We start from the raw sequence: 17,048 nt of genomic DNA, 5'->3' as shown, positions 1-17,048 counted from the left end.
AATGGCTTCGGAAATCAAGAAAATTGGGGTGTTTACCTCGGGAGGGGATTCTCCAGGAATGAATGCGGCGATTCGTTCTGTGGTCCGTACCTGTGCTTATCTAAAAATAACATGCGTCGGTATCTATAGAGGATATCAAGGAATGATAGAGGGTGATTTCAAAGATTTGGATGCTCGAAGCGTGAACAACATCATCAATAAAGGAGGGACAATTCTAAAATCTGCTAGATGTGACGATTTTAGGACACCAGAAGGACGTAAAAAAGCCTATGAACAATTAAAAAAAGAAGGCATTGACGCTTTTGTGGTCATTGGGGGCAATGGAAGTTTTGCCGGAGCGGAAAAATTTAATGCAGAATTTGGTTTTCCTGTAATAGGCATTCCAGGAACCATCGATAATGATATCTTGGGATCATCATATACCATTGGCTTTGACACAGCCATCAATACAGTGGTGGAGGTAATAGATAAAATAAGGGATACGGCAAGTTCACACAACCGACTTTTCTTTGTTGAGGTAATGGGAAGGGATGTTGGCCATATTGCCCTTAATGCAGGAGTTGGTGCCGGAGCAGAAGAAATCTTGATTCCTGAACAGAATCTAGGTCTTGAGCGTTTATTGGATTCCTTGAAACGAAGTAAGAAATCTGGAAAATCGTCTAGTATTGTAATTGTTGCGGAAGGGGATAAAATAGGTAAGAATGTATTTGAACTTAAAGAATATGTAGAACAGCACCTGCCCATTTACGATGTGCGTGTTTCTGTATTGGGGCACATGCAGCGCGGTGGGAGCCCTTCATGTTTTGACCGTGTTTTGGCCAGTAGAATGGGAGTAAAGGCAGTAGAAAGCCTGTTAGAGGGAAAAAGCAACTACATGGTGGGTATCCGCGACACCAAATTGATATTAACACCCATTCATGAGGCCATTAAGGCCCATACAGAGGTTGATGAAGAACTCATCAAGGTCTCGGATATAATGACAACATAAATCAACTTAAATACTTTAAAAATGTCAACATTGAAAATAGGAATTAACGGGTTCGGTAGGATAGGCAGATTAGTCTTTAGGGCTACCGTAAAAAGAGATAATGTGGACGTCGTTGCCATCAATGACTTGCTTGATGTAGAGCATCTTGCTTACTTATTGGAATACGATTCCGTCCATGGTAGGTTTGATGGTACCGTGGAAGTAAAAGATGGAAATCTAGTAGTTAATGGAAAAACAATCAGGATTACGGCCGAGCGTGACCCCAAAAACCTTAAATGGCATGAGGTGGGAGCAGATATCGTTGCAGAATGTACCGGAATCTTCACGACGTTGGAAACTGCGCAATACCATATCGATGGAGGTACTAAAAAAGTGGTCATTTCCGCACCATCAAAGGATGCGCCCATGTTCGTAATGGGGGTAAACCATAAGGATGTAAAAGCATCGGACAACATTATTTCCAATGCGTCGTGTACCACCAATTGCCTCGCTCCAGTTGCCAAGGTGTTGAATGATAAGTTCGGTATTGAGGAAGGACTTATGACAACTGTACACGCAACAACCGCCACACAATTGACCGTGGATGGACCATCCAAAAAAGACTATAGGGGAGGAAGAAGTGCATTGTTGAACATCATTCCAGCTTCAACAGGTGCCGCGAAGGCCGTAACCAAGGTGATTCCTGCATTGCAGGGTAAACTTACCGGAATGGCTTTTAGGGTACCAACCGCTGATGTTTCCGTAGTGGATTTAACGGTGCGCTTGGAAAAAGAGACCTCTTACCAGGAAATTAAAGAGGCGTTCAAAGCAGCCTCCGAAGGAGAATTAGCGGGAATTCTAGGTTATACCGAGGAGCCGGTTGTTTCCCAGGATTTTGTCAGTGATGTAAGAACCAGCATTTTTGACGCTGGAGCCGGAATTGAATTGAATTCCAAGTTTTTCAAAGTGATTTCTTGGTACGACAACGAAATGGGATATTCCAACAAGTTGGTCGATTTGGCAGAATACGCAGCAAGCCTTTAATTTATCATATTGAAAATCCCGGAAAAGGCCGCCTTTTCCGGGCACCAACCTTAAAAACCGTACCTATGATTTTGATTGTGGACAGCGGGGCCACCAAGTCCGACTGGATAGCTTTGGATAACAAGGGGGAACAAATATTTCTTACCCAAACCTTGGGACTTAGTCCGGAAGTGCTCACCAGAGAAGTAATAGAAGATAGGTTGGCGAACAATTTTGAGCTTTCCCAAAATAGGGATGAGGTTAGCGACCTTTATTTTTATGGTGCAGGATGCGGTACGGACCGGATGAAAAATTTTCTTAAGGAAATTTTCAAAGACTTCTTCCCCAATGCAAAAACAGAGGTAAGGGAAGACACCTTTGCGGCTATCTATGCCACAACCAAAATAGGTCATCAAGGGATTGTATGTATTTTGGGAACTGGCTCCAACTGCAGTTACTATGATGGTCATCAACTGTTCCAAAAAGTAACTTCATTGGGGTATATCCTCATGGATGATGGAAGTGGCAATTTCTTTGGAAGAAAACTACTTCGTGATTACTACTTTCATAAAATGCCCCAAGACCTGGGAATCAAATTTGCCAAAGAGTATGATTTGGATGCAGACGTGATCAAGGACCATTTATACAAACAGCCCAATCCAAACACTTATTTGGCCACTTTTGCCCGTTTTATAATTGAAAACAAGGACCATCCATACTGCAAAGGGGTCATCGAAAAAGGATTGCAACAGTTTATCAACAATTACATTATGCAATTCGAATTGGCTACCAAGGTGCCCATAAGTTTTGTAGGAAGCATAGCCCATTTTTTGAGGGACGAACTTGCCACCGCACTGGAGCGCAATGATTTGATTTTAGGTGTAATAAGACAACGTCCGATAGATGGTCTAGTAGAATTCCATAGGGAAACTATTTAACCGCAATCATCGAAATTTCCACATTCACGAAAGCTGGAAGATTAGCTACTTCCACTGTCTCTCTTGCTGGAGCAGTTTCAACATCAAAGTAACTTCCGTATACTTCGTTTACCTGGGAAAACTGATGCATGTCCTTTAGAAAAATAGTGGTTTTGATCACATGGTCAAAAGTCATGTCAGCTTCTGCAAGAATGGCTTTTAGGTTTTCCATGCTTCGGGCGGTTTCCTTTTTAATGTCGCCTTCAACCAATGAACCTGTAGAAGGATCTATAGGAATTTGACCTGAAATATAAAGGGTGTCCTTTACCATTACAGCCTGATTATACGGTCCAATAGGAGCTGGCGCTTTGGAAGTGTTTATTATTTTTTTCATAATGGAATTGTTTGTTCTATTTCAATATACTAAATGTTGAAGCAACTAGCGTCTGTTACTAAAAGGTTGACTTCTGTTTTCCCATTTAAGATCACTGAGTATGGAACTCTTTATGCCAATAAAGAAATACCATCGCTCAAATCTTCCGAAGGGGGTCCAATCAAAACTTAATCTAAAACTGTTCAAATCACGTCTGAAGTTGAAACGGGTATCGGCAAAACCTTTGTTCTTTAAATCGTAACCCGAATTAAAACCCACTTCCCATTTTGGAGAAAGCTTTATGTTTCCAGAAAACATGAGTGAGTGGTTGGTGATTTCTTTCTCCCGGTTTCTATTGTTATAGGTCGCTACATAGGTAAGACGCATGTCCCATGGCAACTTGGTGTTGTACAAAGGATTATCATCATCTCCATCACCTTCAGAATACTTGTCCCCGAAAAAGGGCTGCTCATCCCGGGCACCCCGAAGTTCGAAGGGGTTCGCTCCATAATTGGGATCTTGAGTTTGAGAATCTTTACTTTGCCTATCACCACCTTTTTTGAACATTTCGCTGTTCAATGAAAAACCAGTATTGATTCTTGCAGAGGTCAACCGAAACAAGCCACCGCCATTGGAAATATTAAAAGTGTTGATTCTTCGCCCATTATTATCAATGGCGTAGGGGTCAAAGGTGGCAGAAAAGTTAATAGGGACGTTTCGTATGATTTCGGTGCCCCCGGTCATGTTAACGGGGCTGAGTTTTAGTGAATCAGCTTCAAAATTATAACTCGTGGAGAAAGTAAGGTTGCTTAATATTTTCACTTTTCGGGGTTCCAATGCGGTAGTGTCTTTGTCCCGCACTTTGGCCTCCAAAGAGTTCTGCAATGAAAAACTAAGCGAGCTACCCCTATTGAGCGAAGGCCTTCCATATAAACTGGTTTCGAAAGGAGTATACTGTACTTCTTCGCCTTCACCATCAATATAGGATTCATAAAACTGCTCGAAGGACGGGGTATACGAATACCCGATAGATGGGCTCATAACGTGCCGAATGGCCTGAATTTTTTTGTCCTCTCCAAAATTGAAGGTACCATATAAGGTGGTTCCAATGCTCGCACCCAAATTATAGCGGTTGAATCTATCAAAACCTGCAATTGTATCTGTCACTACGGTTTGTTCTTCCTCGTCAAAGCTCCTTCGGATAGTTTCCAAGGCCCAAATATCTTCGTAGGCGCCATTAAGGCTTACACTTAAGTATTTTGCCACTTTAAAATTGGTGCCTATTGGGATACGGTGACGGGCTCCAATACGAGCTCCATCAAACATTTCGCTGGTGAAAAAATCCTCTTCGGTGGTGGTTATGCTGTTCTGGGCGTTTACATCATATTGAAAGTTGATGTTCTGTATCAACCCTTTCTTTATGCCATCCCTTTTGACGAATGGAAAAATACGTTCCATGCTCGCCTGAAAAGTAGGCAGCGACATGTTGACCGATTGTGTCCTCGAGTTTTGCGTATGGCTCAACGTCATGCTAGCGTTTACCGATGGATATGCAGGAAAAGTTTTTGAATAACTTATTGACGATTGAAAGACATTGGTTTGTGCATTGTTTCGGTTTATCTGATTCAGCGAATTGGTAAAAAATTGGCTGCTTCCCAAATTGACCGAGGCAGAGAATCGTGAATTGGGATTGGCTTTGGCATCCTGTGTGTGCCGTATTTGAATATTGTAGTTACTCGTCCGGCTAAAGTCATCAAAGCCTTTTTGGCTTTGAATAAGATTTTCATAGTTGAAGTTGATGTTTCCATTGAATTTATAGCGTTTTGTATAAATGGACTGCCCACGAAACCCATAACTTCCATTGGTATAAAAATCTCCTGTGATGCTCAGATCCACATATTCACTTATGGGCAGGTAATAGCCGCCATTTTGCAAGAAATAGCCCCGTTGTGGATCATTTCCAAATGTAGGAAACAGTAAACCGGCCACCCGGCCCGTCGTCAAGGGAAAATAGGCAAAGGGTAAAGCAATGGGCGTAGGTACATCAACAATGTACATATTGCTGAAACCTGCTATAATTTTCTTTTTGGGGACAAATTTTGCCTTGCGTACCCTAATATAATAATCGGGGTTGACCGTATCCTTGGAAGTGGTCAACTTTCCTTCACTTAAAAAGTATACCGAATCATTTTCTTTTTTGGTGACCTTAGCATATACTTTCATGGCATCGCTTCCCAGCTGGCCTAAACCAGCTTGCTGTTCAGTTCTCGAGTTCCAAATGAGCGCTTTTTGGGTGTCAAAATTAAACCTTATGGAATCGGGCCGAACCTCATTTTCCCCTTGTTTAAAATAGGGTAGCTGTGAGTAATTACCCAGTGTATCCTTCAACCTTCCGGCATAAACTTCATTTTTCACGTAATCCATAATTATCACACCGGCCTTCAACTCCGTATCTTGATAATAGATTTCTGCTTCGTTGTAGAGATAGATTTTAGTGTCCTTTTGGCTCAATTTTACATAATCCTTGGCTTTATACTTGATTTTGTCAAGCAGCAAGGGGGCCTTTCCATCTACGGAATCAACTTCCACAGAATCAACAACAATGGAGTCATTTAAGATGTTGGGAGGCAATAAGGGAGCGGTAATGGAATCTTGCATCACCTTAATGGGCAATGGCTTTATAAGGTCCTCTTGAGCCACCACTCTTACTATGCCGCAAAGAAGAACAAATAGGAAAACTAAAAGATGTTTGTTTGATTGCAACGTGATAAATCCTATTTTTGTGCTGGTTTGGCTCGGTTTTTGGGATCAAACTTACATATATTTTTCGTTCTGTTACTTGGGGATTACAATATTTTTAACCAATATAGGACACCATAAATAAACAGTTCTTATGAATAAAAGTTGGATTACATTTTTCGTTTTATTATTCATAACCCCAACACTGATTTCATTTAACATTGCTGATTTGCAAAAACCACCCAAGGACAAATTCGTCGTTGTTCTTGATGCTGGACACGGTGGACATGATCCTGGAAATCTTGGCAATGGATACCTAGAAAAAAGCATCGCGCTGGGCATTGTGCTCAAGGCAGGTGAAGAATTGGAAAAAACCCCGGGAGTAAAGGTGGTTTATACGCGAAAGGACGACACCTTCGTGGATTTGTTCCGCCGGGGTGAAATTGCCAACCAAGCCAATGCCGATCTTTTTGTTTCTGTCCACTGCGATTCCCATAACTCCGATGCCCATGGAGCGGGCACCTTCGTTTTGGGGCTGCATGCCAATCGACAAAACTTTGAAGTGGCCAAGAAAGAAAACTCTGTGATTTATCTCGAGGATGATTACGAGAACCGTTATGCAGAATACGACATCAACTCTCCAGAATCCATTATCGGGTTGACCATTATGCAAGAGGAGTTTTTAGATCAAAGTATTTTATTGGGAAAAAAGTTGCAGGACAATTTCACCAAAAAATTGAGACGCAAGGACCGAAAGGTGAAGCAGGCCGGATTCATTGTGCTCCACCAAACCTTTATGCCCAGTGTATTGGTAGAAACAGGTTTCCTGACAAATAAAAATGAGGGAAGTTACCTTAACTCCAATAAGGGTCAAGCCGAAATGGGCAAGGCCATTGCTGCAGCCATCCTGGCTTACAAGGAAGATGTAGCCAGCGGGTTGGATGCAAGCGAAGTCGCAAAATTGGAAAATCCGGAAGTTACTGTGAATGTGCCTGTGGAAAAAGATGAAGAGAAAGAACCTCCAAAAGAAAACGCGGTGGCTCAGGCAAAAACAGAACAAGTTTCGAAACCGGGCACTCAAAATAGTTCAGTCGAATCGGCAAACAGCAAAAAGGATGTTGTTTTTAAGGTTCAGCTTTTGGCCAGCGCCAAGAATATTCCCTTAAAACCAGAAAACTTCAAAGGATTGGACATGCTTTCCAAGGAACCGTATAAAAACCTATATCGCTATATGTATGGTGAGGCAAGTTCTTTGGAGGAGGCCAAAAAGCTTAAAAGTCAGGCCGATGCAAAAGGATACCCTACCTCGTACATAGTGGCTTACAAAAACGGGAAAAGAGTAACGATTTCTCAAGCATTGAAATAGGTTGATGCTAGAATAGACCGCTTGTAAAAAATATTCCTAATTTTGTTCAAAACCATAAACCGAATCTTTTGAAACTATCCAGGGAAGTTAAAACTGGGATTATAGTGCTGGCAGGAATCATAGCCTTCATTTTCGGGCTAAACTATCTAAAATCATCCCCTTTTTTTGAAAACAACAAAATATTTTATGCTGTGTACGACCATGTGGGCGGATTGCAGCCCGGCACACAGGTATCCATCAATGGCCTTAACGTAGGAAATGTGCAGACTATCCAGTTCAAAGACAACTCTGGTAAGTTGGTAGTTACTTTTTCTGTTAGCAAAGACTTTGAGTTTTCAAAAAATAGCATAGCTGAAATTTATGATACCGGTATAATTGGAGGAAAGGGAATACAGATAAATCCTGTATTTGATGATGCTCCAAAGGCCATGTCCGGAGATACCTTAACCTCCAACATCAAACCTGGAATTACTGAATTGGTACAGCAAAAATTGACACCGCTGCAGATGAAGATTGAAGGTGCTTTTTCTCATGCGGATTCGCTGTTAATGAATGTTAACCAGGTCTTGGACGACCCAACAAAAAAAGATTTAAGGCAGATAATTGCTGCCCTTAATGAAGGGGTGCATTCTTTTAAGGAAAGTGCAGAGAATATAAACGTGCTGTTGAGAAATAACAAAGAACAACTGGATAGCTCCCTCAAAAACGTGGACAACATCACCAGTAATTTTTCAAAATTTTCTGATTCTTTGGCGCAAGCGGGATTGGCTGAGACAATTTCGAACTTTAAGAATACCGTCGACAAATTGAACAGTGTACTATCCAAGATTGAGAAAGGTGAAGGCACCCTTGGGAAATTGGCTCATGACGACGCATTGTATACAAATTTGAGTGAAGCCTCAAGAGAATTGGATTTGCTGTTGCAGGACTTTCGATTGAATCCAAAGCGGTATGTCAACGTATCGGTCTTTGGAAAAAAGCAAAAAGAGTACGAACTTCCCGAAAACGATCCAGCAGCTCAAAAACAGAACTAACCCATGGAGTACTTGCCCAATATCATCTTTGCCATTGCCCTGGTAGTAGGAATCGGATTCTTTACTAAGAATGTTAAAAAGCTTGTCCGTAACATTAAGTTGGGAAAAGAAGTTGAAGTGGGGGACAATAAACCTCAGCGCTGGAAAAATATGGCAAAAATTGCGCTAGGCCAGACCAAAATGGTGGTAAGGCCTATAGCAGGACTTATGCATATTTTAGTGTACGTAGGTTTTGTCATAATCAATATTGAAGTGCTTGAGATTATATTGGACGGTATTTTGGGAACTCATCGATTGTTTGCTCCTTTGGGCGGCATCTACGATTTTTTGATAGGTTCTTTCGAAATCTTGGCACTTTTGGTCATCATCGCGGTAGTTGTTTTTTGGATACGAAGAAATGGCATCAAACTGGCCAGATTTGTAAAGCCAGAAATGAAAGGATGGCCAAAAAAGGATGGCAACATGATTTTGTACATCGAGTTTGTGCTGATGCTTTTGTTTTTAACCATGAATGCCGCAGATTTTCGTTTGCAGCAATTGGGTGCGGAACATTATGCTGAAGCAGGGGCTTTTCCTGTAAGTCAGGTTATCGTCCCATTGTTTGATGGATTATCAACATCAACGCTAATCCTGATTGAAAGAATAGCCTGGTGGTTACATATTTTGGGCATTTTGGCCTTCTTGAACTATTTGTACTATTCCAAACATCTTCACATTCTATTGGCATTTCCCAATACCTACTATGGAAAAATAAAACCCCAAGGCGAATTTGACAACCTTGAAGCAGTCACCAACGAGGTGAAGCTGATGATGGACCCCTCAGCAGACCCTTTTGCCGCTGCTGCAGATGACGCTCCTGAACCGGAAAAGTTTGGAGCATCCGACGTGATGGACCTTAATTGGGTGCAATTGCTCAACGCATACACCTGTACTGAATGTGGACGCTGCACATCAGAATGTCCAGCTAACCAAACAGGGAAGAAACTGTCCCCAAGAAAAATAATGATGGACACCCGCGACCGCTTGGAAGAAGTGGGCAAGAACATCGATGCCAATAAAGGTGAGTTTATTCCCGACGGAAAACAGTTATTGGACGACTACATCAGCCGTGAGGAACTTTGGGCATGTACCACGTGCAATGCCTGTGTTCAAGCATGTCCTGTGAGTATAGACCCGCTTTCCATAATTGTGGAGATGAGAAGGTTCTTGGTGATGGAGCAATCAGCGGCACCATCAGAATTGAACAATATGATGGGAAATTTGGAAAACAACGGAGCACCTTGGCCTTTTAACCAAATGGACAGGTTGAACTGGGCCCAAGAATCATAAAACATAACAGAATGGCAAACGAAATCAATGTACCCACCATGGCGGCCCTTTTTGCAGAGGGCAAACAACCTGAAATACTTTTTTGGGTGGGTTGTGCAGGAAGTTTTGATGATAGAGCCAAAAAGATCACCAAGGCCTTTGTAAAAATCTTGAACAAGGCCGGAGTGAGCTTTGCGGTGTTAGGTACGGAAGAAAGCTGTACAGGTGATCCTGCCAAACGTGCGGGCAATGAGTTTTTGTTCCAGATGCAGGCCATGACCAACATAGAAGTTTTAAATGGCTACGAGGTAAAGAAAGTGGTAACAGCATGTCCCCATTGTTTTAATACAATGAAGAACGAATATCCAGGGTTGGGCGGTAATTACGAAGTGGTTCACCACACTCAATTCCTAAAGGGATTGATTGAAGATGGAAAGATAACCTTGGAAGGAGGCATTTACAAAGGTAAACGAATCACGTATCATGACCCTTGCTATTTGGGCAGGGCCAATAATGTGTACGAAGCCCCACGCGAACTCATAAAAAAACTGGATGCCGAATTGGTAGAAATGAAAAACTGCCGCAAAAGAGGACTTTGCTGTGGGGCAGGCGGTGCACAGATGTTCAAGGAGCCCGAAAAAGGAGATAAGGATGTTAATATAGAACGTACAGAACAAGCTTTGGACACTCAACCCGAAATTATCGCGGCAGCTTGCCCATTTTGCAATACTATGATGACAGACGGTGTAAAAAATAAAGAGAAAGAAGCCTCCATTGCCGTATTGGATATTGCGGAACTGGTGGCCAATGCACAAGACCTTTAAAATGTTGGTAGACTTTTCAAAATTACCCGACCACTCCAGAGTTTGGATTTATCAATGCAATAGGAGTTTCACTGATGATGAAATAGCCGAGATCGAACAACAGTTGTCGAGCTTTTTAAAAGAATGGACAGCGCATGGAAGTGAACTTCATGCAGGTTTTGAAATCAAATACAAGCGCTTTATCATCATCGGTTTAGACCAAACCAATGCAAGTGCGTCAGGTTGTTCTATTGATGCTTCGGTGCATTTCATCCAAAGCTTGGAACAGCAATATGAGGTGTCTCTACTGGACAGAATGAATGTTTCCTTTAAACAAGGGGAATATGTCACTTACAAACCATTAAAGGATTTCAAGAAAATGGCAAAGGAAAAGGCCGTCTCCAAAAACACTATTGTTTTCAATAATTTGGTTGCTACAAAGCTGGATTATTTGGAGAATTGGGAAGTTCCTGCCAGTGACAGCTGGCACGCCCGTTTTGTCTAAAAGATTCCCAATTTGACCTAAATCTGGCGCTTACCTCGATGAAATACAATATTTTTATGCGTGTTAAGTTCATGACCAAGTATTTATGCGCATAAACCTCTACATTCCCTTTTTCTTATTGTTTGTGTTAGGAGCAAGAGGCCAAAACAACCCTTTGATCGCCAAAGACTCTGTAGCTCAAATAAATTGGGTGGAGCTTCAGTATAAGAATATGTCCCTTGAAGAAAAGGTGGCCCAGTTGTTCATGGTCAGCGTTGCCTCAGAACAGAATGATGCAGCCACGGACAAGGTTGCCAAATTAGTTGAGAAAGAAGGTATCGGAGGAGTTATTTTTTCTAAAGGGGGGCCGGTTCGTCAAGCGAAATTGACAAATAGATACCAATCCAAGTCAAAAATACCCCTATTGGTCGGTATGGATGCTGAATGGGGTTTGGCCATGCGATTGGATTCTACCTACGCCTTTCCCTGGAATATGACCTTGGGGGCCATTCAGGAGAACGATGTGGTGGAGCAGGTTGGTTACCAGATAGGGAAACATGCAAGACGATTGGGGGTGCATATCAACTTTGCGCCGGATATTGATGTCAACAATAACCCACGAAATCCCATCATAGGCAATCGTTCTTTTGGGGAAGACCCTAAAAATGTAGCCCAAAAAGGGATTGCAATCATGAATGGAATGGCACGAGCAGGAGTTTTATCCTGTGGCAAACATTTTCCAGGTCATGGTGATACCGCAACAGACTCTCATAAAGCCTTGCCGACCATTGCTTCAGACAGACAGCGGTTGGACTCCATTGAACTCTATCCATTCCAAGAATTGATTGACGAAGGTTTAAGCTCTGTAATGGTGGCACATTTGAACGTGCCCAGTCTTGAGCGGAGAGATGGACATCCATCCACACTGTCCAGAAAAATTGTCTCCGGTGTGTTACAAGGGGAATTGGGTTTTAAAGGGTTGATTTTCACGGATGCATTGAATATGAATGCGGTTTCAGAGTTTGCCACGGATGGTGAGGTTGAATTGGAGGCTTTTTTGGCCGGGAACGATGTGTTGTTGATGCCTGAAGATGTGCAAAAAGCAAAAAATAAGCTGATTGAGGCCTATAATAAAGGAATCATACCTGCACAGCGTTTGGCCTATTCGGTAAAGAAAATACTGATGGCCAAGTACAAAGTAGGTTTGCACAAGTATCGACCAATAGAAGTGGAAAATCTGTATGGGGACCTCAATGAAGTGGGGAATGAGGTGATTTATGAAGAAACCATGGAACATGCCATTACCGTGGCAAAGAATAATTTTTCATTGTTGCCCATTAGAAAATTAGACAACAAAAAAATTGCCTATGTGCACTTTGGAGATGATTCCGGGACAACATTTTTTAAGACCTTGGCCAAGTATACAAAAGTCACTAAAATTGATGCAACCGACATTGCAGGCTACAAGAATGCACTAAAAGATTTCAATTTGGTGATTATTGGCTTTCATAAAAGCAATGAAAGTCCATGGAAGCCCTACAAACTCTCAAAGAATGAGCTTTTTTGGCTTCATGAAATTTCAAAACTGCGCACCAGCAATACCATTTTAACGGTTTTTTCCAAGCCCTATGCACTTTTGGATGTTGTTGATTTCAATACAGTGGACGCTTTGGTGGTTGCCTACCAAAACAGTGATGTTGCCCAAGAAAAGGCCGCTGAATCTATTTTTGGTGCATTTGGGGCCCGTGGAAAACTTCCCGTTTCAGTCCATTCCGAGTTTCCAGTAAATACGGGAAGCAATCTTAAACCGTTGCAACGCTTGGGATATTGTGTTCCTGAAAGTGTTGGGTTAAGTTCTCAAAAACTGGAAAAGGTGGACAGCCTGGTACAAGTGGGCCTCGATTCATTGATGTTTCCAGGAGCACAAGTGCTGATAGCCCGAAAAGGTAAAGTGATTTACAACAAAAGTTTTGGGAAACCTACCTTTGCATCCGAGGAAACCATAAACGGTGAGCACATCTATGATTTAGCTTCATTGACCAAGATTTTGTCGACTCTTCCGCTAATAATGAAAATGGAGGAAGAAGGAAAGATTACCCTTAACGCCACCTTCAAGGAGTTAATACCGGAGTATGAGGAAACAGAACTGAAAGATGTAACGGTGCTCAAAGCCCTCTCCCATTACGGTCGTCTTCCAGCCTGGATTGCCTTTTATTTAGATACATTGAACAAGGATAGGAAACCTTCACCTGATTTTTACAGAAATCACCCTGCGGAGGGTTTTTCCCATAAGGTGGCGGACAAACTTTACATTACCGATGCATACAAAGATTCGATTTACAATAGAATAGGCAGGCAGAGTCTAAAATCCAACCGCTATCGGTATAGTGATGTGGGTTATTACGTTTTCAAAAAATATATAGAGGAAACCTATCAAAAATCACTGGATAAACTGATAGATTCTTTTCTGTTCACTCCTATGGGGTTGCAGCATACAACATTCAATCCTTTAGAGAAATTTTCCAAGGAGCAGATTGTACCCACAGAGCAGGACAATTATTATCGATATCAGACCGTGCAAGGTTATGTTCACGACATGGGAGCTGCCATGCAAGGTGGGGTAGGAGGTCATGCAGGTCTTTTTAGTAACGCCAATGATGTTGCCAAGATCATGCAAATGTATTTACAGGGAGGAATATATGGCGGTAAACGTTTTTTGGATGAAAGAACCATAAAAAAATTCAACACCTGTTATTTCTGTAATAAAAATGTCCGAAGGGGTGTGGGGTTTGATAAACCACAATTGGAGGACAAAGGCCCAACCTGTGGATGTGTATCCCGAAAGAGTTTTGGACATAGTGGATTTACGGGAACCTATACTTGGGCCGATCCTGAAGAAGAAATCATCTATGTATTTTTGTCCAATAGAACCTACCCGAAATCAACAAATACATTGTTGATCAAATCGGGACTGCGAACCCGAATCCAACAAGCGATTTATGATTCCATTATAAATTAGACAACAAATATTGCTTTAGATTTGTCTTATGAAGATAGCAATAGTATGTTACCCCACCTTTGGCGGTAGTGGAGTTGTTGCCACCGAACTGGGCATAGCATTGGCCGAAAGAGGCCATGAAATTCATTTTATTACGTACAAGCAACCTGTACGGCTGGAACTTTTGGGGAATAATATTCACTTTCATGAGGTTCATGTTCCTGAATATCCGTTGTTCCATTATCAACCCTACGAGTTGGCCTTGTCCAGTAAACTGGTGGACACCGTTAGGCTTTATGATATAGAGCTTTTACATGTGCACTATGCCATTCCCCACGCTTATGCAGGCTATATGGCCAAGAAAATGCTACAAGAAGAAGGTATTTTCATCCCCATGATTACCACCTTGCACGGAACAGATATTACTTTGGTAGGGAAACACCCTTTTTACAAACCTGCGGTAAACTTTAGCATAAATATGTCTGATGTGGTCACTTCGGTATCTGAAGCATTAAAACAAAGCACTTTGGAAATCTTCGATATTAAGAAGGAAATAGAAGTGGTGCCCAATTTTATCGATATTTCCAAATACAGCCAAGAGTACACGGATTGCCAACGTTCCTTAATGGCCAATGATGATGAACGCATCATTACCCATATAAGCAACTTCCGCAAAGTCAAGCGTATTCCTGATGTGATCAAGGTTTTTTACAAGGTTCAAAAGGAGATTCCTGCCAAACTTATCATGGTAGGAGAGGGACCAGAAAAAGAATATGCCGAACAATTGTGTGATGAGCTGAAAATCAAGGAAAAAGTATTGTTCTTGGGCAACAGTACAGAAATTGATCGGATTTTATGCTTCTCAGATTTATTTTTACTGCCTTCGGAATCGGAAAGTTTTGGATTGGCCGCTTTGGAAGCCATGATCAACAAAGTGGCGGTGGTTTCGAGCAATGTAGGAGGTATTCCGGAAGTAAATAAAGAAGGCATCTCTGGTTTCTTGACCGAGGTAGGGGATGTGGAAGGTATGGCTTCAAAGGCCTTGAAAATTTTGGGGGATGACGCTGAGCTTGAGAAATTCAAGGAAAACGCCTTTAAAACGGCAACGAAGTTTGATATAGTTCATATATTGCCATTATACGAGGAGATTTACGAAAAAGCATACAAATCTCGTTTTAAGAATACCTATTGAACCGTGAAACACAGCTTGATCATAATATTAATTTGCCTTTTATCTTGCAAGGCCCAAAAAAAAACAGATTCTCAGGCATTGGAACAGATGGAAGAGGTGACACTTCTTATGCACGATTATTATTCAGGCTTCGACGAATATGAAGCCATGATAATTAGTGATACAAAATCACTGAAGAAATTATATTCTAAGATCAATATGACCAGAAAACCGGGTTTACCGGTTCCTGTGGTGGATTTTTCCACGGAACAGGTCATTGTACTTTGTCTTGGAAAACAACATGGAGACAACACACCAATTTTATCCAAATCTGAAGAAACTGAAGAACATCTGTCGTTGGCTGTGTCATTGACTTCGGAAAATAAAGATAATCAGGTAGATACCTTACCCATTTCTTATCCGTTCTACGTCTATAAAATGCCAGTAACTTTTAAAAAAATAGACTTTAAAAAGGTTAATTGGTAAGTCCACAGACCTTTCATTTTTACTTCTTATCGAAAATTGCGGTACTTGAAGGCACAAAATTCAGCTTTTTAAGAGGTTGACCTAGTTTTGTTTTTATAAATCTCAAATCTTGAATATGAAAACTTCTAAACCTCTCGTAGTGGCTTTGGTATTTCTTTCTACCTCCATTTTATTTGCCCAAGACGTAGGACTCACCAAAAAAGACAGCATTGTCCAAAGTTTTTGGATGATTACCTTGGGTACTAATATTGTGGACGACTCGGGAGATGAGTTTGGAGATTTATTGGATTTGAGCGATGGGTGGAACATGGTACCCTTTCCCTCAAGAATAAGTGTTGGCCGTTATTTTGAAAACGGTCTGGGGGTTGAGGCCATAGGAACCTACAATCGTTATAAGGAAGGAAAAATTGTGGATAACGTCCCAAATCCGGAAGAGGTTGATTATTTGGGTCTAGACTTCAGGGTAAGTTATGACCTTAACATGATTTTGGGCGAAACAGGTTTTTTTGACCCCTATATAGGCATTGGTGCTGGTTACACAGATGCCAACAATCAGGGACGGGGCACCTACAATGCCGTTGTTGGTTTTAGAACTTGGTTTTCCGATCACTGGGGGCTGGACTTTAATTCTAGTGGAAAATGGACCATGAACACGGAAAACTCTTCCAACCATATTCAGCACGCGTTAGGAGTAGCCTATCGATTTGAGGTGGAAAAAGGACTTTCAAGAAAAGGAGAAGAAAAATTGGCCCTTTTGCAGGAAATGGAAAAGGAACAACAACGCATACAAGATTCAATAACAGCTCAGCAAAAGGCGGACGAAGAAGCTCGACTACTTGCAGAACGCCTTAAAAGGGAACAAGAAGCCGCAGAACTCGCTTCAGCAGAAAAAGCAAAGAAAGAAGCGGAAGATGCCAAACGCGAATCTCTACAGACCAAAATCAATGATTTGGGCAATGTCTACTTTAAATTGAACTCCTCCTATTTGACCTCTAGGGACAAGGAACTATTAGATGAGTTGGTTTCAATTATGGAAAGCGAACCAAAATTGGTGATTCAGGTAAATGCCCATACCGATTCCCGTGGAACGGACAAGTACAACCAATGGTTGTCCGAAAGAAGAGCTCAGAGAACAGTGGAATATGTTTTGGCCAAGGGAATTTCAAAGGAAAGAATAAGCCAGGAAGCATTCGGGGAAAAAAGATTGGTGAACGAATGTGATGACAATGTTTTGTGTCCCGAGACAAAACATGCCAAGAACAGAAGATCGGCATTTACAATCATGGATTGATAAAGTGATATCAGAAGAAAGGCCGCAATATTCATGTTGCGGCCTTTTTTGTTTTGGTATGGATGGGCAAAAAAATAACGGAGAACAC

At 41.6% G+C, this 17,048-nt stretch carries 14 protein-coding genes; 12 read left to right on the top strand and 2 right to left on the bottom strand.

All coding sequences use genetic code 11. The annotated features are described in order from the left end of the window. Window position 1: 1 nt before the first annotated feature. The 3 genes from pfkA to GTQ34_RS04960 all read left to right on the top strand — a co-directional run bounded on the left by pfkA (window position 2) and on the right by GTQ34_RS04960 (window position 2,928). Entirely contained in the window at window positions 2-988 is a 987-nt protein-coding gene (gene pfkA, locus GTQ34_RS04970; protein WP_166522636.1) for a 6-phosphofructokinase, read from the top strand. Window positions 989-1,009: 21 nt separating this feature from the next. Continuing rightward, window positions 1,010-2,011: a type I glyceraldehyde-3-phosphate dehydrogenase gene (gap, locus tag GTQ34_RS04965; RefSeq protein WP_166522635.1), complete on the top strand. Its 1,002-nt coding sequence runs from the start codon at window positions 1,010-1,012 to the stop codon at window positions 2,009-2,011. Between the two features lie 65 nt (window positions 2,012-2,076). Then, window positions 2,077-2,928, top strand: a complete 852-nt coding sequence (locus GTQ34_RS04960; protein ID WP_166522634.1) for an N-acetylglucosamine kinase — start codon at window positions 2,077-2,079, stop codon at window positions 2,926-2,928. Here the strand turns inward: GTQ34_RS04960 and GTQ34_RS04955 are convergent. Together GTQ34_RS04955 and GTQ34_RS04950 are read right to left on the bottom strand one after the other, a co-directional pair. Next, window positions 2,921-3,301: a RidA family protein gene (locus GTQ34_RS04955; protein ID WP_166522633.1), complete on the bottom strand. Its 381-nt coding sequence runs from the start codon at window positions 3,299-3,301 to the stop codon at window positions 2,921-2,923. The genes GTQ34_RS04960 and GTQ34_RS04955 overlap by 8 nt on opposite strands. A gap of 45 nt (window positions 3,302-3,346) precedes the next feature. Further along, window positions 3,347-6,043: a putative LPS assembly protein LptD gene (locus GTQ34_RS04950; protein ID WP_166522632.1), complete on the bottom strand. Its 2,697-nt coding sequence runs from the start codon at window positions 6,041-6,043 to the stop codon at window positions 3,347-3,349. 130 nt (window positions 6,044-6,173) lie between these two features. Between GTQ34_RS04950 and GTQ34_RS04945 the strand changes: the two genes are divergently transcribed. The 9 genes from GTQ34_RS04945 (at window position 6,174) to GTQ34_RS04905 (ending at window position 16,960) form a co-directional block, all read left to right on the top strand. Then, window positions 6,174-7,385: an N-acetylmuramoyl-L-alanine amidase family protein gene (locus GTQ34_RS04945; protein WP_166522631.1), complete on the top strand. Its 1,212-nt coding sequence runs from the start codon at window positions 6,174-6,176 to the stop codon at window positions 7,383-7,385. 68 nt (window positions 7,386-7,453) lie between these two features. After that, window positions 7,454-8,419, top strand: coding sequence for an MlaD family protein (locus GTQ34_RS04940; protein ID WP_166522630.1), 966 nt, complete (start codon window positions 7,454-7,456; stop codon window positions 8,417-8,419). Between the two features lie 3 nt (window positions 8,420-8,422). After that, window positions 8,423-9,748 carry a 4Fe-4S dicluster domain-containing protein gene (locus GTQ34_RS04935; RefSeq protein WP_166522629.1) on the top strand — a complete coding sequence of 442 codons (1,326 nt, stop codon included), beginning with the start codon at window positions 8,423-8,425 and terminating at the stop codon, window positions 9,746-9,748. 11 nt (window positions 9,749-9,759) lie between these two features. Beyond that, window positions 9,760-10,551, top strand: a complete 792-nt coding sequence (locus GTQ34_RS04930; protein WP_166522628.1) for a (Fe-S)-binding protein — start codon at window positions 9,760-9,762, stop codon at window positions 10,549-10,551. A gap of 1 nt (window position 10,552) precedes the next feature. Then, the gene (locus tag GTQ34_RS04925) at window positions 10,553-11,035 is read left to right on the top strand and encodes an ABC transporter ATPase (protein ID WP_166522780.1); all 483 of its coding nucleotides are present in this window, start codon (window positions 10,553-10,555) and stop codon (window positions 11,033-11,035) included. A gap of 85 nt (window positions 11,036-11,120) precedes the next feature. Next, a complete protein-coding gene (locus tag GTQ34_RS04920; protein WP_166522627.1) occupies window positions 11,121-14,033 on the top strand; it encodes a glycoside hydrolase family 3 N-terminal domain-containing protein in 2,913 nt (970 codons plus the stop codon). A gap of 28 nt (window positions 14,034-14,061) precedes the next feature. After that, a complete protein-coding gene (bshA, locus tag GTQ34_RS04915) occupies window positions 14,062-15,204 on the top strand; it encodes an N-acetyl-alpha-D-glucosaminyl L-malate synthase BshA (protein ID WP_166522626.1) in 1,143 nt (380 codons plus the stop codon). 78 nt (window positions 15,205-15,282) lie between these two features. Continuing rightward, window positions 15,283-15,669 (top strand): hypothetical protein, encoded by a 387-nt coding sequence (locus GTQ34_RS04910; protein ID WP_166522625.1) that lies wholly within the window; start codon window positions 15,283-15,285, stop codon window positions 15,667-15,669. A 115-nt stretch (window positions 15,670-15,784) separates the two neighbouring features. Beyond that, on the top strand, window positions 15,785-16,960 hold the full coding sequence (locus tag GTQ34_RS04905) for an OmpA family protein (protein WP_166522624.1): 1,176 nt from the start codon (window positions 15,785-15,787) through the stop codon (window positions 16,958-16,960). Window positions 16,961-17,048 lie beyond the last annotated feature (88 nt).

The organism is Flagellimonas ochracea, assembly GCF_009903685.1.
Lineage (GTDB): Bacteria > Bacteroidota > Bacteroidia > Flavobacteriales > Flavobacteriaceae > Flagellimonas > Flagellimonas ochracea.
Note: the sequence above shows the minus strand (reverse complement) of the source record. Positions and strands in the feature narration are given on the sequence as shown.

Bases quoted from the DNA above. Each gene is read 5' to 3' on its own strand.
- pfkA (WP_166522636.1), top strand. From the start codon at position 2: ATGGCTTCGGAAATCAAGAAAATTGGGGTGTTTACCTCGGGAGGGGAT.
- gap (WP_166522635.1), top strand. From the start codon at position 1,010: ATGTCAACATTGAAAATAGGAATTAACGGGTTCGGTAGGATAGGCAGA.
- GTQ34_RS04960 (WP_166522634.1), top strand. From the start codon at position 2,077: ATGATTTTGATTGTGGACAGCGGGGCCACCAAGTCCGACTGGATAGCT.
- GTQ34_RS04955 (WP_166522633.1), bottom strand. From the start codon at position 3,301: ATGAAAAAAATAATAAACACTTCCAAAGCGCCAGCTCCTATTGGACCG.
- GTQ34_RS04945 (WP_166522631.1), top strand. From the start codon at position 6,174: ATGAATAAAAGTTGGATTACATTTTTCGTTTTATTATTCATAACCCCA.
- GTQ34_RS04935 (WP_166522629.1), top strand. From the start codon at position 8,423: ATGGAGTACTTGCCCAATATCATCTTTGCCATTGCCCTGGTAGTAGGA.
- GTQ34_RS04930 (WP_166522628.1), top strand. From the start codon at position 9,760: ATGGCAAACGAAATCAATGTACCCACCATGGCGGCCCTTTTTGCAGAG.
- GTQ34_RS04925 (WP_166522780.1), top strand. From the start codon at position 10,553: ATGTTGGTAGACTTTTCAAAATTACCCGACCACTCCAGAGTTTGGATT.
- GTQ34_RS04920 (WP_166522627.1), top strand. From the start codon at position 11,121: ATGCGCATAAACCTCTACATTCCCTTTTTCTTATTGTTTGTGTTAGGA.
- bshA (WP_166522626.1), top strand. From the start codon at position 14,062: ATGAAGATAGCAATAGTATGTTACCCCACCTTTGGCGGTAGTGGAGTT.
- GTQ34_RS04905 (WP_166522624.1), top strand. From the start codon at position 15,785: ATGAAAACTTCTAAACCTCTCGTAGTGGCTTTGGTATTTCTTTCTACC.